General features: G+C 38.5%; 19 protein-coding genes. 9 read left to right on the top strand and 10 right to left on the bottom strand.

What is annotated here, in order from left to right; all coding sequences use genetic code 11:
- The first annotated feature begins 10 nt into the window (after positions 1–10).
- The 6 genes from ureG (at position 11) to CAP51_RS07370 (ending at position 3,752) form a co-directional block, all read left to right on the top strand.
- A complete protein-coding gene (gene ureG, locus CAP51_RS07395) occupies positions 11–625 on the top strand; it encodes an urease accessory protein UreG (RefSeq protein WP_087620113.1) in 615 nt (204 codons plus the stop codon).
- A gap of 10 nt (positions 626–635) precedes the next feature.
- Positions 636–1,205, top strand: coding sequence for a HupE/UreJ family protein (locus tag CAP51_RS07390; RefSeq protein WP_087620112.1), 570 nt, complete (start codon positions 636–638; stop codon positions 1,203–1,205).
- Positions 1,206–1,332: 127 nt separating this feature from the next.
- Entirely contained in the window at positions 1,333–1,791 is a 459-nt protein-coding gene (locus CAP51_RS07385) for a hypothetical protein (protein ID WP_087620111.1), read from the top strand.
- Between the two features lie 155 nt (positions 1,792–1,946).
- A complete protein-coding gene (locus CAP51_RS07380) occupies positions 1,947–2,147 on the top strand; it encodes a hypothetical protein (RefSeq protein ID WP_087620110.1) in 201 nt (66 codons plus the stop codon).
- Between the two features lie 348 nt (positions 2,148–2,495).
- Positions 2,496–2,933: a BLUF domain-containing protein gene (locus CAP51_RS07375; RefSeq protein ID WP_087620109.1), complete on the top strand. Its 438-nt coding sequence runs from the start codon at positions 2,496–2,498 to the stop codon at positions 2,931–2,933.
- A 294-nt stretch (positions 2,934–3,227) separates the two neighbouring features.
- Positions 3,228–3,752 carry a hypothetical protein gene (locus CAP51_RS07370; RefSeq protein WP_425426776.1) on the top strand — a complete coding sequence of 175 codons (525 nt, stop codon included), beginning with the start codon at positions 3,228–3,230 and terminating at the stop codon, positions 3,750–3,752.
- Between the two features lie 31 nt (positions 3,753–3,783).
- Here the strand turns inward: CAP51_RS07370 and CAP51_RS07365 are convergent, their stop codons facing one another.
- The 8 genes from CAP51_RS07365 to tusD form a co-directional block, all read right to left on the bottom strand.
- Positions 3,784–4,536: a DUF2071 domain-containing protein gene (locus CAP51_RS07365; protein ID WP_342744246.1), complete on the bottom strand. Its 753-nt coding sequence runs from the start codon at positions 4,534–4,536 to the stop codon at positions 3,784–3,786.
- Positions 4,537–4,771: 235 nt separating this feature from the next.
- A complete protein-coding gene (accC, locus tag CAP51_RS07360; protein WP_087620106.1) occupies positions 4,772–6,130 on the bottom strand; it encodes an acetyl-CoA carboxylase biotin carboxylase subunit in 1,359 nt (452 codons plus the stop codon).
- Between the two features lie 17 nt (positions 6,131–6,147).
- Positions 6,148–6,561, bottom strand: a complete 414-nt coding sequence (locus tag CAP51_RS07355; protein WP_087620105.1) for an acetyl-CoA carboxylase biotin carboxyl carrier protein — start codon at positions 6,559–6,561, stop codon at positions 6,148–6,150.
- Positions 6,562–6,585: 24 nt separating this feature from the next.
- Positions 6,586–7,035, bottom strand: coding sequence for a type II 3-dehydroquinate dehydratase (gene aroQ, locus CAP51_RS07350; RefSeq protein ID WP_087620104.1), 450 nt, complete (start codon positions 7,033–7,035; stop codon positions 6,586–6,588).
- A gap of 271 nt (positions 7,036–7,306) precedes the next feature.
- Positions 7,307–7,621, bottom strand: a complete 315-nt coding sequence (locus CAP51_RS07345) for a TusE/DsrC/DsvC family sulfur relay protein (protein ID WP_087620103.1) — start codon at positions 7,619–7,621, stop codon at positions 7,307–7,309.
- Between the two features lie 20 nt (positions 7,622–7,641).
- Positions 7,642–7,941 carry a DsrH/TusB family sulfur metabolism protein gene (locus CAP51_RS07340; protein WP_087620102.1) on the bottom strand — a complete coding sequence of 100 codons (300 nt, stop codon included), beginning with the start codon at positions 7,939–7,941 and terminating at the stop codon, positions 7,642–7,644.
- Between the two features lie 8 nt (positions 7,942–7,949).
- Complete coding sequence (locus CAP51_RS07335; RefSeq protein WP_087620427.1) at positions 7,950–8,303, bottom strand: hypothetical protein; 354 nt, start codon at positions 8,301–8,303, stop codon at positions 7,950–7,952.
- A 45-nt stretch (positions 8,304–8,348) separates the two neighbouring features.
- Positions 8,349–8,720, bottom strand: coding sequence for a sulfurtransferase complex subunit TusD (gene tusD, locus CAP51_RS07330; protein WP_087620101.1), 372 nt, complete (start codon positions 8,718–8,720; stop codon positions 8,349–8,351).
- Between the two features lie 69 nt (positions 8,721–8,789).
- Between tusD and CAP51_RS07325 the strand changes: the two genes are divergently transcribed.
- A complete protein-coding gene (locus tag CAP51_RS07325; protein ID WP_087620100.1) occupies positions 8,790–9,797 on the top strand; it encodes an NAD-dependent epimerase/dehydratase family protein in 1,008 nt (335 codons plus the stop codon).
- A gap of 157 nt (positions 9,798–9,954) precedes the next feature.
- A complete protein-coding gene (gene fumC / locus CAP51_RS07320) occupies positions 9,955–11,346 on the top strand; it encodes a class II fumarate hydratase (protein WP_087620099.1) in 1,392 nt (463 codons plus the stop codon).
- A gap of 108 nt (positions 11,347–11,454) precedes the next feature.
- Here fumC and ychF read toward each other — a convergent pair whose 3' ends face one another.
- Entirely contained in the window at positions 11,455–12,546 is a 1,092-nt protein-coding gene (gene ychF / locus CAP51_RS07315; protein ID WP_087620098.1) for a redox-regulated ATPase YchF, read from the bottom strand.
- A gap of 240 nt (positions 12,547–12,786) precedes the next feature.
- On the opposite strand from ychF, the gene CAP51_RS07310 reads away from it, so the two are divergent.
- Complete coding sequence (locus CAP51_RS07310) at positions 12,787–13,554, top strand: glutathione S-transferase family protein (protein WP_087620097.1); 768 nt, start codon at positions 12,787–12,789, stop codon at positions 13,552–13,554.
- Between the two features lie 283 nt (positions 13,555–13,837).
- Here the strand turns inward: CAP51_RS07310 and CAP51_RS07305 are convergent, their stop codons facing one another.
- Positions 13,838–16,384: a TonB-dependent siderophore receptor gene (locus CAP51_RS07305; RefSeq protein ID WP_087620096.1), complete on the bottom strand. Its 2,547-nt coding sequence runs from the start codon at positions 16,382–16,384 to the stop codon at positions 13,838–13,840.
- Positions 16,385–16,612 lie beyond the last annotated feature (228 nt).

The following is a 16,612-nucleotide window of genomic DNA, read 5'->3' as shown; positions in this document are numbered from 1 at the left end:
GGAATGAGAGATGTCAGAACGTAGTCCGTTACGTGTAGGAATCGGTGGTCCGGTAGGGTCAGGTAAAACAGCCCTGACGCTAAATTTATGCCGTGCATTACGTGATAAATACAATATGGCAGTTGTGACCAATGATATTTATACCAAAGAAGATTCAAATTTTTTAACCCGTAATGAAGCGATGTCGCCTGAACGTATCGTGGGCGTGGAAACAGGTGGCTGTCCACACACAGCTATTCGTGAAGATGCATCTATCAATCTGGCAGCGATTGATGATTTATGTGAAAAATTTGATGGACTGGAATTAATTATCATTGAAAGCGGTGGTGATAATCTGGCAGCAACATTTAGTCCTGAGCTTTCTGATCTGACCTTATATGTGATTGATGTTGGTGGTGGCGAAAAAATTCCACGTAAGGGTGGCCCCGGCATTACCAAATCTGATTTGTTGATCATCAATAAAACTGATCTTGCGCCCATGGTCGGTGCGAATCTGGATGTGATGGATCAGGATGCAAAACGTATGCGTGGAGATAAACCTTTTATCTTCTCTAATATGAAAACTGAAGATGGTTTGCAGGACATTATTCAGTTTATTGAAAAACAAGGCTTACTCAAAGGTTAGGAGAAAGTATATGCATCATTTAAAAACAAAAATTTTGGCAGGTGTATTACTTACTCTGCCGACGCTGGCAATGGCACATCCCGGTCATGAAAGTGCGCATTCAGGTTTTATGGCTGGCTTTATTCACCCTTTTACCGGACTGGATCATTTAATGATGGCCATTGCATTGGGAGTATTGTTTTCAAAATTTGCCAAACAATGGAAAATTACTGGGGTGATTGCTTTTATCATGGCATTATCTTTTGGTTTTGTATTGGGCATGCAGGGGATTTTTGCTGCAACGTTTGAATATGGTATTGTGGCCTCTTTGATCGTACTTGCCGTGGCTTTATGTGTGCGTCATCAAGTCTTGTTGGCAATATCTGCCATCGGTTTAACCATGTTTCATGGTGCAGCGCATGGGTATGAGTTGGCGCATTCCGGCAATGCAGTTTATGTCGCCAGTGGTATGATTGTGGCAATGGCTTTGATTTATCTTGCTGGTCTGGGGTTGGGCGAAGTGATTCGTCGTTATGTACCTTATGGCGATAAAATGGTGGCAGCCTGTGCCGCGGCAGTTGCATTACTTGGATTGGCTTAGGGCTGAAACTTTAAAAAGTGCCAAGGCTTTGGCCATAAAAGTTAATTTTGTAAGGTAGTCTAGGCTACCTTTTTTATTTAAAGTACAATGTTTCTGAGAAATAAAAAAATATGGAATCAGTGATTTGATGCGTATCATCGTAGGATATGGTGTATTTTTATTTAGTGGTATGGTCTGGGCTGAAATGAGTCGCTTACCAGATTTTTTTGCGGTGTCTGAACAGCAGATGATTGCCGAAGAGAGCAATGGTTTTCCAGATGATCTAAGCCAACTTGAGTTGCAGAAAAAACAACGGTATGTGGGAGAGGATCAACCGCTTGAAGAACATAGCTTTCTACAAAATGATTTTTTCCAGAATGATCATTTTCGTATTTATAATAAAACCCAATATAATTTTGAACATGCCACGAGTAAATTTAGTCCAACACAAATGGAACAATTAACACTGTCTGATTTATCCATCTCGCTTGGTTATGGTATGGAGTTTCGTGTCAGTCATAATCAAAGTTGGGGTTATGAGTATTTATCTGCATTTCCCTATGATCGCGGGCAATCTATACGATTGTTTTGGCGCTATCGTTTTTAGCCATTGAATCATCGGGTATTGTAATGTTATGTAATCGAATAGATACGAGAATACAGCATTTTATCTAATATTGTTTATAGATATTAGCAAAGAAATGTTTTTTAATGGCGGCTGCGCAAAGAATTTTAAACTTTTGATGAGGACGTGGAGAATTTATGTCTGAAGAAAATGGCTTGGTATTGTTAAATCAACAATTGGTGCTGAGTAAGGCAGGATTTTCTGATCTGGTCTATGAAAAAGGGACTTTATTAAAAGTCATGATGATCTCGAATGATCATGTGGTGGTCAGAGATGATCAAGACCGTACCTTTATTTTAAATGATAAGGATCAAAATACACTATGGTCGTTCTTTTGAGTGCGTTTTGATTCTGTTTGAGATGACAATAAAAAAGCCCTTGCTAAAAGCAAAGGGCTTAGTCGTTCATTGATCTAGCAATAAACTATATAAGGCTCATCTCATACTGAGCTCAGTATATCCGAAAGCAATAAAAATACCTAGAAAGAAACTGATTAAAATGCTTGGGTAAGAAACGATAAGAGCTGCTACAATATTTTTTGATGGTTGAGGTGATTTTGTCTTAATACATCATTGTCGTTGCATACAGAATTACAACATGACGACAGATGCAATATGATTTTAGCTTTATTCTAATGCCTTAAATCATTAATTACTTGAAAGAAAATTTATATTAAGGGGGAGAAAATGAAACACCGATTACTCTATGTCAGTAAAGCACAGCAAGCTTGGCAAACACTGGATCCGGTGTTAATGGATATTATTAGTGAAGCCGTCGCATTCAATTCCGAGAATAATATTACAGGTGTGTTGTATTATGGCCATGGATTTTTTGTTCAATGTCTAGAAGGAGATAAACCCGTTGTAGAGCATTTATTTTATCAGAAGATCCTAAAAGATCCTCGTCATCATCATTGTGAGATATTGTATGCAGAGGATATTGATACTTTGTTATTTGATCAATGGAGTATGAAGTTTGCTCCGGTGAATAAAAATATTAAAGATTTTTTTGAAGATTATCATCTGGATGAATTTAATCCTTATCTTCTGACAGAAAACACCACATTGCCATTTATTCATGTGTTGGCACAAGAGCCACATTATGAAGTGGATTCTCGTCGTTAAATTTGATTTAGAAATTCTATTCATTTATTCCGTGTAGAGCGAGTAAAAACATAGCGCTATAAAAGTGATGCTGATTGGCTTGATACGAGCCTTTACCATGTGTTGTGTTGATTCCATGATAAAGTCAGTCCGACTGGATAGTTGCGTAATCATCTGAAATATAATCTATGCTGTACCGTACTTTATAGCTGCTCTAGGCTTGTCATTAAAAGGGATAATGAAGAGATTCGTCTGGATTGTTATATATCGTTAATGCATAGGTATTTTCTACGAAAGTGTGCTAATTTACTGGAAATACAGTTGTTATCTAAACGATCTATGAAAACATTTATTTTAACAATATCTTGCTTGCTCACCTCAACGATGCTTTTGGCACAAACATCCGCAGCACCGCAACAAGACAATGCAAATGCAGATGATTCGGCTGTTCTCACACCAAGTACAAATGAGAATACAATTCAGGTCATTACCCGTCCGGAAATTTTAGGGCAATGGGGCATGAAAATTCCGAATAATCGTCAATGTACCGAATATTATAATTTTCGGGGCAATAATGAAGTGGTGATTAAAAGTGATAAAGAGTGGTCAATTGGACAATATCAATATCAGGTTCCCAATAATCGCAGTGAACAATTGCCTGCTTTAATCATGCAAATTCAATATGATAATAATGAAAAAGATTGTTCAGGTTATCAGGAAGACCAAACCGGTGAAATTCAGCAATTTTTTGTGAAATGGATTAATCCGCAACAAATCGAATTTTGTGGTACCGATAAAGGTGAAAAGTGTTTTGCGACTTTAAATAAGCAATTGCCGTAATCTTGCTTGGTATTTAACGTATATGTTTAGATTAAAGTGGTTTTTCGGCTAAAACATTAAAATCAAGTTTTGAAATAACAAAAACTAAAGGCTGTTGATCCTCGGCAATATTCCACTGCTTTAATAGAGTAGGTGGAATCAATGTCTGGATTTTTGCAGGCTTGATATTTTTAGTATCAATGGGCATATGAATCTCGCCCTGAGAAAAATGATTGGCTTGATCAACCCATTCTGACCAAGCAAAGTTTTGCTCAACAAGAAAATTGATTGCACTGTCCCATGTTGGAAATAATGTCGTCCAATTGCTAGGTAGTTTTTTCTCATCCGTTATGTGTATTTCGCTTTCAAGATGATAGTTTTGATCCAGAAAAATTTTGGTGTGGATTTGAGTATTGGAATTTAAGTCTTCTTTGTTATGTTGAAAGATTTTGCAAAACTGTGCAGGCATGACATCACTAAACAAACGGCCAGCAATAATATAGAGCCATTGATCCATCAGCACCTGTTCAAAAATGACGGTTTGAGGATGTGTATTGCTATCTAAATAAAAACGCCAGTTACTTTGCTTTGGTGAGGGAAATAAACTTCTTAACCGATGAAAGAAAGCAAAGCCAAAATGTTGATGCTGATAGCTGAGAATGGTAAAAATTGTTTTTCCGTTTTTTTCCCATAATGGCACATGATCGGGGAAATGATTTTTAAGCTGATCAACATCTACCAGCCAAGATAAATATACAACATCATGTACTTCACTTTTGAGTTTTAAGAAAGGTAAAGATTTCATGATATAGCGACGAAGTGTCAATAATCGATGACAGGATAAAATTGCGGTGAGAATGCGAAAAAAATAATTTTGCAAAGATACTTTAAGGCGATGTTTATGCATTGTTTAGTTTTAATCAATAGATCATTATGGTTCTTATTATACTGCTATTCATTGTACATTCAGCACAAAATCAGCAAGAAAAAAAACACCCTCTAAGTCAAAAAACATCAACTTAAAGGGTGGATTAGAAGGATTATTTATCTTCTTTTACAAAAGGCTTGAGCAGATGTTTTTCCAGATAATGAATATCCATCGCCGTTTCACAGAATTTTTTATCCTGAAGAATGACATTTTTATGCAATGGGATATTGGTCTTGATACCTGTTAATACAAACTCATCCAATGCCTGACGTAATCGGGCAATGGCTGTTTCACGATTTTTGCCATGAACAATCAGTTTGGCAATCATGGAATCGTAAAACGGCGGAATGCTATAGCCTGCATAAAGATGGGAATCAACACGCACACCTGCACCGCCAGGTACAAAATATTGTTCGATTTTACCGGCAGATGGCATAAATGTTTGCGGATCTTCGGCATTGATACGACATTCAATCGCATGTCCACGAACTTCAATATCTTCCTGTTGCAGTTCTAGTCCCAGACCTGCGGCAACCCGGATTTGTTGTTCAATAATGTCAATGCCTGTCACCATTTCGGTTACTGGATGTTCGACCTGAACCCGGGTATTCATTTCGATAAAGAAAAATTCGCCATCTTCATACAAAAATTCAAATGTACCTGCACCGCGATATTGAATCAGTTTACAGGCATTGACACAGGCTTCCAGAATGTTGGCACGTGCTTCAGGCGGTAAATCAGGCGCAGGTGCTTCTTCCAGAACTTTCTGATGACGACGTTGTAATGAACAGTCACGGTCATACAAATGAATCGCATGGCCATTTCCATCACCCAAAACTTGTACTTCAACATGACGTGGCTTTTGTAAAAAGCGCTCCATATAAACGGTATCATCACCAAACCACATTTCTGCATCACGCTGAGCAGCCTGTACAGATTCCAGTAGGGTATCGACACGTTCAACAATACGCATACCACGACCGCCACCACCAGAGGCTGCCTTGACGATCAAGGGAAAACCGATTTCCTTTGCTTCTGCAAGTGCATTTTGTGGCGTTACTGCATGATCACAACCGGGTACAGTAGGGACACCTGCCTTTTTCATGGCGACAATGGCAGACACTTTATTTCCCATCAAGCGGATATGTTCTGGGCGTGGACCGATAAAGGTAAAGCCTGAATTCTCGACGATTTCTGCAAATTCTGCATTTTCTGACAAGAAGCCATAACCCGGATGAATGGCATCAGCTCCGGTGACTTCGGCTGCGGTAATAATCGCGGGAATATTCAGATAACTTTCGCTTGTGGTACTTGGACCAATACAGACTGCTTCATCAACAAAACGTAAATGCATCAGGTCTTTATCGGCATCGGAATAAACACCAACCGTTTGTATGCCCAAGGCTTTACATGCTCGGGTGATGCGCAGGGCAATCTCACCACGATTTGCAATTAAAATCTTTTTTAACATGGATGCATCCTCAGGGTTTAGGCACGGTAGCGGAATAAAGGCTGCCCAAACTGCACCACATCTCCATTTTTAACGAGTATTTCTTCGATTACACCACTTTGTGTTGCTTCAATCGGGTTCATGATTTTCATGGCTTCGATAATGCCTAGGCTTTCACCAGCAGAAATGGTTTGACCGACCTTAACAAATGGTGCTTCACCCGGACTTGGAGCAGCATAAAATACACCGACCATAGGGGCGGTTTCTATGGCACCACGGGAAGATTTAACCACAGGCGCTTCACTAGGTACGGTAGCAATCGGTGCAGCACCTGCAATTACCGGTGTACGCCGGGTAAGCGAGATGGACTGATCACCTTCTTTGACTTCTATTGCTTGTAGATCAGACTCAATCATAAGGTCAATGAGCTTTTTGATTTTACGGATATCCATAGTAGTCGAGTTCCTTAAGCAATATTAGGTTGACAGTTTTATGCGTTGCAAAGCGAAATCAAGAGCATATTCATAACCCGATGCGCCAAGTCCACAAATCACAGCTACGGCTTTATCTGATAGGTAGGAGTGATGACGAAATGCTTCACGTGCGTGAACATTGGACAAATGTACTTCAATAAAAGGAATATTAACGCCTAATAAGGCATCACGAATTCCAACAGAAGTATGCGTGAGGGCAGCAGGATTGATGATAATGAATTGAATGCCTTGCGTATAGGCTTGATGAATTTGGTCGATGATGGCACCTTCCCAATTGCTTTGGAAAGTTACAATCTCTACATTGGCAGCACTTGCTTTTGCTTTTAAAGTGTTATTGATATCTTCGAGTGTTGCATGTCCATAAACTTCGGGTTCACGTTGCCCCAGCAAATTTAAATTCGGTCCATGAACAACTAAAATGCTCGCTTGCATAACTGCGATTCCACACACAAGAGAAATGAAAAAATATCAAGATCACGACAAGTTTAAGCTAAAATGCCGAATGATCGTAGCAAGATACGCATTATTTTAACTTTAAACAATGCTTAAAACTATCAAAATTTATAAATTTTAATTTTGATTTTGTCATGAACTGGACAACTGAAATTATACTTTTTTAATCTTTTTTGCCATATTCATGACCTCAATTTTATTGATGATCATTTTCACCAAAATTGCTCAAATATTTTATTATCTCTATGTATTATAAGCAGTTTGGTGGCTTTGGTAGGCCGGCAAGACGGGTTAAATGACGTGCAACCAAACCAGTTTTAAATTTCTCCATGAGTAACTGATTGCTAATTTCTGCATTGACCGTTTTGATTAAATATTTGATCAAAGGGCGTGTTGCAGGTGCATAACCATATTCAGAATAAAAGTTTCGAAGAGCAAACAGGATCTCAAAATGCCATGGTTCCAGTTCCAGATCAAGGCCAAGGGCAATTTGTCTGGCAATGTCCGGTGTCCAGATTTGATAGTCGATCAAGTGACCATCTTGATCTAATTGTAACGCAACCATGAGAATAACCTTAAATGTTTCTATTTCCAGGTGATGACTTTTTCTGCATTTTGCACCATTTGGGCAAAATCAACATAATTGATGATATTAACAAGTGTTGATAGATGAGCAGGAATGAGATGAGCATCGGATTCCAATACATATAATACCTGTAATTTCTCCATAGGATGATTTTCTACAGGAAGACTTAATGCAAAAACACTATCCTCCATTAAAATTACTGCGTCCTGTGGTTGGATCAGATGTTCAAGTTCAACCAAACATTGTTCGATTCTGGCAAAGCTGGCTTGTACAATATAAAGTGTAGAAATGGACTGCATTGTTGACCTTACCAAGTAATCACATGATCAAATTGATGAATAAATGTTGCATCAAGCTGAACTGGCTGAACATGATGGTGGCTGGCTTGAACCAGTGGATGCTTTGTATCTTGATCAAGAATATAAAGGTTCTCGATGTCATAGAACTCAAAACTATCTACCATTTTGCTTGCAGGCTTTAAAAAATGCTTTAAAGACTCATCAATATAATGCGGAGTGAGTAGTAAACTGAGTGCGGCATCTTTAAATAAGATACTGATGGGAATGTTAAAACTGGCAAACAACATCAAAGCCGCAATGCTTTCATTGACATTGAGTTGGCTTTGATCACTCTGGGTTAAAATAATTAATACATTTTTCACACAAATTACCATTGAATTCGTCACATCTATATGTAGTTCATCATATTAAAATTGTAAAATATGACCTGAAGTCTGTATTGCCTCGGCAAGCGTTCCAAGGCCGATCAACTGAAAGCCTTGTGCAAGGTTGGCATGACTTAAATGATGTCTTGTTGCATTTTCTGTATCGCTAATACCGCGGTTAAGCGCTGCACTAACACATACGGGTAAGGGAATATTTAAACTTTGCCATTGACGGGTAAGATTGATTTCATCATCTGACCGCCAAAGATCCTGATTTGCAACATGAACAGCATCTTGATAAAAAAATACTGTAAATGATTGTGACGATTGTTGCATTGCTTGCGCCAGTTGAAAGGCATGAAATGCTAATCGTGATGTAGGCGGCGCAGTAATGATTAACAATGTTGGTAACATAAACAAACTCGATAAATAGGTCTTGTTAAGTTATACGATAATGGTTCATTTGAAGGTTGAGGAAAAAGCATGATTTTAGTGACAGGTGGTTTAGGTTATCTTGGTAGCCATATTGCACTTTATTTAATGTCTAAAGGGCATGAAGTGGTTTTGGTGGATAATTTGTCACAATCCTCAATGGAAACATTAGAACGGCTAGAGTATATCACGAAATTATATATTCCTTTTATTCGTTTGGATGTGCGTAATACGCCAGTTTTGCAAAAAGTCTTTGACCAATACCCAATTGAATATGTCATCCATACCGCCGGATTTAAAAATTTATCCGAATCAACCTTACGTCCCTTAGAATATTATAATAATAATCTAGGTTGTGTGATGAGTGTGCTGCGAACGCTACAACGTACCGGGGTAAAACGTCTGGTCAACCTATCCTCAATTGCAGTATATGGCGAGTCGGGTACTGCATGGCAGGAAGATTCGGCTTTTAATGTCGTGCATCAGAATCCTTATATTCGTGCCCAACAAAATATTGAACATATTCTACAGGATACTTATACGGCTGACTCTTTTTGGCAGATCATTAATCTTCGCCTAAGTAATGTGATTGGTGCATATACTGATGCACAACTAGGAGAATGGACACCGTTATTGCCAAAATCAGTATTGCCTAATTTGTTACAGGTTGCGGCACAGCAAAAAGACGTTTTTGATCTATTCCATGAAAATCTGGATACCCAAGATGGGAGCTCCGAACGCAGCTATATTCATATCATGGACGTGCTGGATGCTGTGTATAAATTGATGTTGTGGTCCAATACTCAGAAGAATTTTTTAAATTCTTATAATGTTGCCAGTGATCAATTGACCAGTTTAAAACAGTTGATTGAACAAGTTGAAGAAGTGACACAATCAACCATTACCACTGCCCCATATGAAGCACCAAGTGCGGAAATTGCCAGCTTGGGGGCAGATACTCAAAAGCTGAAAAAAGAAATTGACTGGTCGGCAAACTTAAGTGTTGAAGACGCAATACGGGATCAATGGAAATATTATCAAATGGTCTTAGCAAAATAATTCACACTCGCATTTTGTTTGCGTTTCTGCCAACATAGACAGGCAAATCAATGCTTCTTAATCCAAACAGAAACATTAATTTGCTTATAGCCAGCCAAACATGTTTTTTGCATGTTGCCAGCCAATCCAAATAACCCAAGACAATGGAGAGGACGAAATGTCAACACGTATTGAACATGACACTATGGGTGATGTCGAAGTACCAAGTGAAGCACTATGGGGGGCACAAACTCAACGTAGTTTACAAAACTTTAGAATTGGTCAAGAACGCTTGCCTCGTGCCATGATTCGAGCAATGGGTTTAGTGAAAAAATCTGCTGCCATTACCAATGCATCTTTAAATCAAATTCCACAGGAGATTGCCGATTCAATTGTAACTGCGGCGGATGAAGTGATTGCAGGACGATGGGATAGTCAATTCCCACTTGTCGTTTGGCAAACCGGTTCTGGTACGCAAAGTAACATGAATTGTAATGAAGTGATTGCCAATGTTGCCAATCAAAAATTAGGGCAACCCCTTGGTGCACAAAAACCGGTGCATCCAAATGATCATGTCAATCGCGCACAATCTACCAATGACTCCTTTCCAACAGCAATTCATGTTGCTGCCGCACTTCAAATCAATGAATTATTGATTCCGGCGATTACCCGACTTAAAAATACATTGGCAGAGAAATCCGAAGCGTTCAAGGATATTGTCAAAATTGGTCGTACCCATTTACAGGATGCCACACCACTGACTTTAGGTCAGGAGTTTAGTGGCTATGTCAGCCAGCTTGAGCATGGTTTAAAACGTCTGGATTATGCGCTTCGTGGTTTGTACGAATTGCCTTTAGGCGGTACAGCGGTTGGTACGGGGTTAAATGCACATCCCGAATATGCAGAGAAAGCCGCAGAAAAACTGGCTGAATTAACCGGTTTACCATTTATTACGGCGCCAAATAAATTTGAAGCTTTGGCAGGGCGTGATGCTGCGGTATTTGCTTCCGGTGCATTAAAAACTATTGCAGCAAGTTTAAACAAAATTGCCAATGATGTGCGTTGGTTGGCGAGTGGTCCACGTTGTGGTTTGGGTGAATTGCGTATTCCGGAAAATGAACCAGGTTCAAGCATCATGCCGGGTAAAGTTAATCCAACCCAAAGTGAAGCCATGACCATGGTAGTTGCACAAGTGTTGGGTAACGATACGACCATTAATATTGCCGGCGCATCGGGTAATTTTGAACTGAATGTGTTTATGCCAGTGATTGCATTTAACTTGTTGCAATCGATCCAGTTGTTGGGTGATGCGGCCAATAGCTTTAACGATCACTGTGCTGTGGGTATCGAGCCAAATCGTGAAAAAATTGATCATTTCTTGCATAATTCACTTATGCTAGTGACAGCTTTAAATCCTGTGATTGGCTATGAAAATGCAGCCAAAGTTGCAAAAACAGCATACAAGGAAAATAAATCCTTAAAGCAAGTTGCTGTTGAACTGGGGCTGGTAACTGCCGAGCAATTTGATGAAGTGGTACAACCGGCAAAAATGGTTTTTCCGAATCAATAAATGTTTTTATTTGCAGTAATAAAGAAAGCCATGCAATGAGTGCATGGCTTTCTTTTGATTAAGATCATGAATATGTAGTAGCTAAATGCAATGCAACATATCCAGCCTTTATACATTAAAACGGAAATGCATGACATCACCGTCCTGAACGATATAGGTTTTGCCTTCTAGTCGCCATTTACCCGCTTCTTTGGCACCATTTTCGCCATTGAACTGGATAAAGTCCTCATAGGCAATCACTTCGGCACGGATAAAGCCTTTTTCAAAATCGGTATGAATCACACCCGCAGCCTGTGGTGCAGTGGCGCCAACTTTGACTGTCCATGCACGAACTTCTTGTACACCCGCAGTAAAGTAAGTCTGTAAACCAAGTAATGCATAACCAGCACGAATCACCAGATTCAGTCCCGGTTCCTGCATACCCATAGCTTCCAGAAATTCAGCACGTTCATCTTCTTCCAGCAAAGAAATTTCTGCTTCAATCTGATTGCATAATGGTACAACCACAGCATTTTCACTGACTGCAAGCTGTTTTACCGCGTCCAGATGAGGATTGTTTTCAAAGCCATCTTCTGCCACATTGGCGATATACATGGTCGGTTTTAAAGTAAGTAAACCAAAACCACGAATCAGTTTTCTTTCATCATCAGAAAGATCGACAGCGCGGGCAGGGCGACCTTCATCTAGAAAAGGTAGTAATTTTTCCAGTACTGCTTTGGTGGCTACAGCTTCTTTATCACCACCTTTAGCCACTTTAGTCAGACGTGTGACCGCTTTGCTGACGGTTTCCAAATCTGCAAGGGCAAGTTCGGTGTTAATGGTTGCGATGTCATCCAGAGGATCAATTTTTCCGTTCACATGAATAACATTTTCATCTTCGAAACAACGCACAACATGGGCAATTGCATCGGTTTCACGAATATTCGCCAGAAACTGGTTTCCTAATCCTTCACCTTTTGATGCACCAGCAACCAGACCTGCAATATCTACAAATTCCATGGTGGTTGGTAAAATACGCTGCGGTTTGACAATTTCTGCTAATTTATCAAGGCGTGAATCTGGAACAGGGACAATCCCGGTATTCGGTTCAATTGTACAAAAAGGAAAGTTTTCTGCGGCAATGGCAGCTTTTGTTAATGCATTAAATAAAGTAGATTTACCCACGTTTGGTAAACCAACAATTCCACAGTTAAAACCCATGAAAAAACCTATAATAAGCGTTGTGTTGAAATGCTGCCAATCTTACCTTAAAAGTTGGCTAAAGTCAGGTTTAAATCTAAAGCAATCCAGATCGGTTGTGATTGGTTTTTCTGCGCTTTCTTACAAGAGTATAAACAATTAAGCGCAAATGCATAAAAAAAGTCATTACGATGACATGAAAAAACCATTAATATATTCAATCAATTGATCCAATATAAAATAATTCCACATGGAGAAACAATGCGCATTTTATATCAGTTTCCACTTTCTCTTTTTTGTGAAAAGGCACGCTGGCTACTTGATCATAAGGAACTTGATTATATTGCGCAAAATCTGGCACCGGGATTACACCGTATTATGATTCATTATCGTACAGGGCAATATCAATTACCTGTACTGAAAGATGGAAATAACTGGATTGCCGATTCAAGCCAGATTGCATTGTATCTAGATAGCAAATATCCTGAACTCACATTAATTCGTAAAGAACCGGATTTACGTGAAAGTATTCTAAGCATCGACAGCCTCACACAGGAATTAGGCATACATGTGCGTCGCTGGCTATTTCACTATATTCTACAAAATAATAATAAAGCAGCTTTGGATATTATCATTGGTGAAAAAGGGATGATGCGGGATTTTGAAAAAGTTTCTATCCCTGCGATGAAAATGGCAATTAAAAAATTTCACAATATCAATGATACCTCTGTGCAAGAGTCTAAATCGCGTTTGGATCAATTGACTGCCGATCTCAATCAGACACTCATTGAAAATGGTGGACGTTATCTGGTGGGGGAAAGACTGACCCTTGCCGATATTGCAGTGTGTAGCATGTTGGCACCTGTATTGATGATTGTAGGGACACCTTGGGAAATGACAAATCCGGATAACATTTCTGAGGAGGTATTATCTTTGCAACAAGCATTACTGGCTTTGCCTTTGGGACAATATGTCCAACGTATCTATGAAACCGAACGTAATGCAAGAGTGGATTGGCGCGGCGTATAATTCAAATTAAAAAGCCACTGGAGCGTGGCATGAAGATACGATCAGTAAGATCATATGATACAGCTTTATTGTTATAATGCGATTTAAAGCTTTTAGGCACTCTAAAATACTGCAAGAAAACTTATCGTTTCTATATACTAAGACGATTGAGATTGGGAAAAAGCTCATTATTTTGTGTAAATTTATGTAATTATTTTTAGACTGTTGAATTATATAATTTTTTTATTTTTTAAAATTTAGTGCATAAATAAAGCTAGACGAAATTGTCTAGCTTCATATTATATTACCAGTTATATGAAAAACCTATACGGACATTTCTCGGCTGTCCATAATAGCTATTGCCCGCAGTTGCATAATATTTTTCATCTAAAAGATTGCTAATATTAATATTGGTTGATAAATTTTCGCTAAATTTATAACGTGCCATTAAATCTATAAGTGTTACAGGTGATTGTGATAGTTTGACCTTGTTGGGTCCAGAGTTAAGTGTATACATTTCACTTTGCCAACGTATCCCACCACCAATCTGTAATGCTCCATTATTAAAATATGGTAGTACATAAGTCGTAAATAATCGTGCTGTATTTTGCGGTACAGTTGTGTTTAGTTTATTGTCGTCACGATCAACAGTGATATTACGTGAGAAACTTGTAGAAATTTGCCAGCCTTCTGCAAGTTTGCCTGTTATTTCTAATTCAATTCCTTTACTTTGTGTACCATCAAGTGCTTCATAAGCTTGTTGTCCATTAACCATCAAATTCGTACCATCGGCAGCTTTGACTGCAATAGCTTTATTATCTTGCTTAGTTTTATAAACAGCAGCACCGATATTTAGCATATTATTAAAAAATGCACCTTTGACGCCTGTTTCAAAACTATTCCCTGTCTCAGGATCAAGATAATCACCATTTATATCAATAGTGGTTTGAGGGGTGAAGATTGTTGTATAGCTACCATAAATTGACCAATAATCATTTAAATCAAAAACTAGGCCAGCATAAGGTGTAACTTCACCTGTTTCTTGGCGATGTGTTTTTGTTGTAACATCAGTTGCTGAGCTATATGATGTAGTATCTCGTTTCCAATCTTCTACACGTGCACCTGTAAGTAATGCTAATTGATCTGATAACTTAAATCTAAATGCTGCAAAAATAGAATTATTAATATTTTCCTCCTCACCCCAACCCAAGACTGCTAAGTCAGGTTGGGAGGGATTAGAGCCATCCCATTCAAAAATATTTGAAATCGTATTATCCCAAGTGCTATTGCTTAATGATGGCCAGTTTTGTAAAGATGGTTTTTTACCATTTTTACTTTTTGCGAGTGTTGTACCAACTACAAGTTGATGGTCTTGTCCAAATAATGAAAACTCACCATTTAATTGTGTTGAGAACATATCTTGAACGGGTCTATATGTCCAACGTGTTGCCCAAAGAACAGCACCTTTACCTGTTAAACGATCAGGTGTACCACCTAAATAACCAATGACTTCATCGGAATCTGTAATTATGCGTGATAGACTACTTTTTATTGACCATTGATCATTAAATTGATGTGTAATATCTGCAAAAAAACTAGTGTTATGACGTTCCGAAGATGCCCATTCTGCTGCTGCTGAATCTGAACGTGCCCAATTCGTGCGTGTACCATCACTATACCATGCAGGTAGACCACCACGAGAGCTACCATCTTGATTTATTTCCTGATGACTGACGGCAAAACTTGTTGTTGTTTGAGGTGAAACATCACCTTCAACTACAGCATAAAATACCTTTCGGTCTTCTTTTAAACGATCAATAAAGGAATTATTTTGCTGTGCAGACATGACTACACGTCCACGAATACTTCCATCCTCATTTAATGGAGATGATGCATCTGTATCCACGCGAAAATAATCCCAACTACCACCTGTAATATTGATATTTGCTTGCACATCTTGTGCAGGTTTTTTTCTGACCAAATTAATACTGGCACTAGGTGTGCCTGAACCTGTCATCAAACCAGAAGCCCCGCGCACAATTTCGACACGATCGAACATCGCAGTATCTTGGCTTTGGTAAATACTCGAATAACCATTGAGTAATTTTGTACCATCTAAGAGATAATTATTCACACTAAAGCCGCGAGAATAAACAGGTGATGAGTCAGAGCCAATATTACCTGATGCGCTGACACTTAAACCAGCTGCAATTGCTGCAACATCCATTAATTGTGTCAAACCTTGGTCTTTCATTTGTTGTTGTGTATAAACACTGACTAATTGCGGCGTTTCTTTTAAAGTTAGATTTAGACCTGTTGCAGCAGTAGTCGCACGTGTTGTATAAGAACCTGTACCATCTGTTGTTGGATTTTTTTCATCAGCTTTAATAATAATCACAGGTAATTGTTGTACATCACTATTATTTTGTTGCATACGATTCGAGGGCGTTGCAGTGAGAATAATCGGTTTTAATTGAAAGATTTCTGTTGTATTTGAGCTAGTTTGGTTATTTTTTATTTTCTGGATGCTAAATCCACCATTATCAAGTTTAATTGCTTGTAAGCCATGTGGTGCCAATAAACTTTGTAATCCTTGTTCAACAGTATAATTGCCATTTAAGCCTGTACTTTGTTGTTCCGTTAAATTATGAGGTTCATAGGCTAGGGTGAGTTTTGACTGGATTGCAAATTGTTGTAGTACATTGACCAATGTACCGCCAGCGATATTGTATTGCTGTATTGGGCTGGCATACACAGCAGGGCTAATGCCGATTGCTGAAATCAGTGGCGCACCAAGCAAAATTGCCTGTATGGCAAGCTGTAGATGTGTTTTAACAATACGCTGTTTCATAAATAAAACCTAAATAAGAATTGCTTCATTTATTAAGTCGTTTTAGTTGAAAAAAAGTGTCATGTTTTCTCAAAATATTTTATATATTTATTGATCATTTTTATATGGTATTGTTTTTAAATTAAATTTTTTTAAAAAGAGATAGAAATATCAAGTCAGTACCAGCACAAAGATATTGAGAAAAATAATAAATTAAAAAAAAATAATGATCAAAACATATTTTAAGTT

Source organism: Acinetobacter populi (genome assembly GCF_002174125.1).
GTDB lineage: Bacteria > Pseudomonadota > Gammaproteobacteria > Pseudomonadales > Moraxellaceae > Acinetobacter > Acinetobacter populi.
The sequence above is the reverse complement of the archived record's forward strand: the minus strand, read 5'-3'. Positions and strand labels throughout refer to the sequence as shown.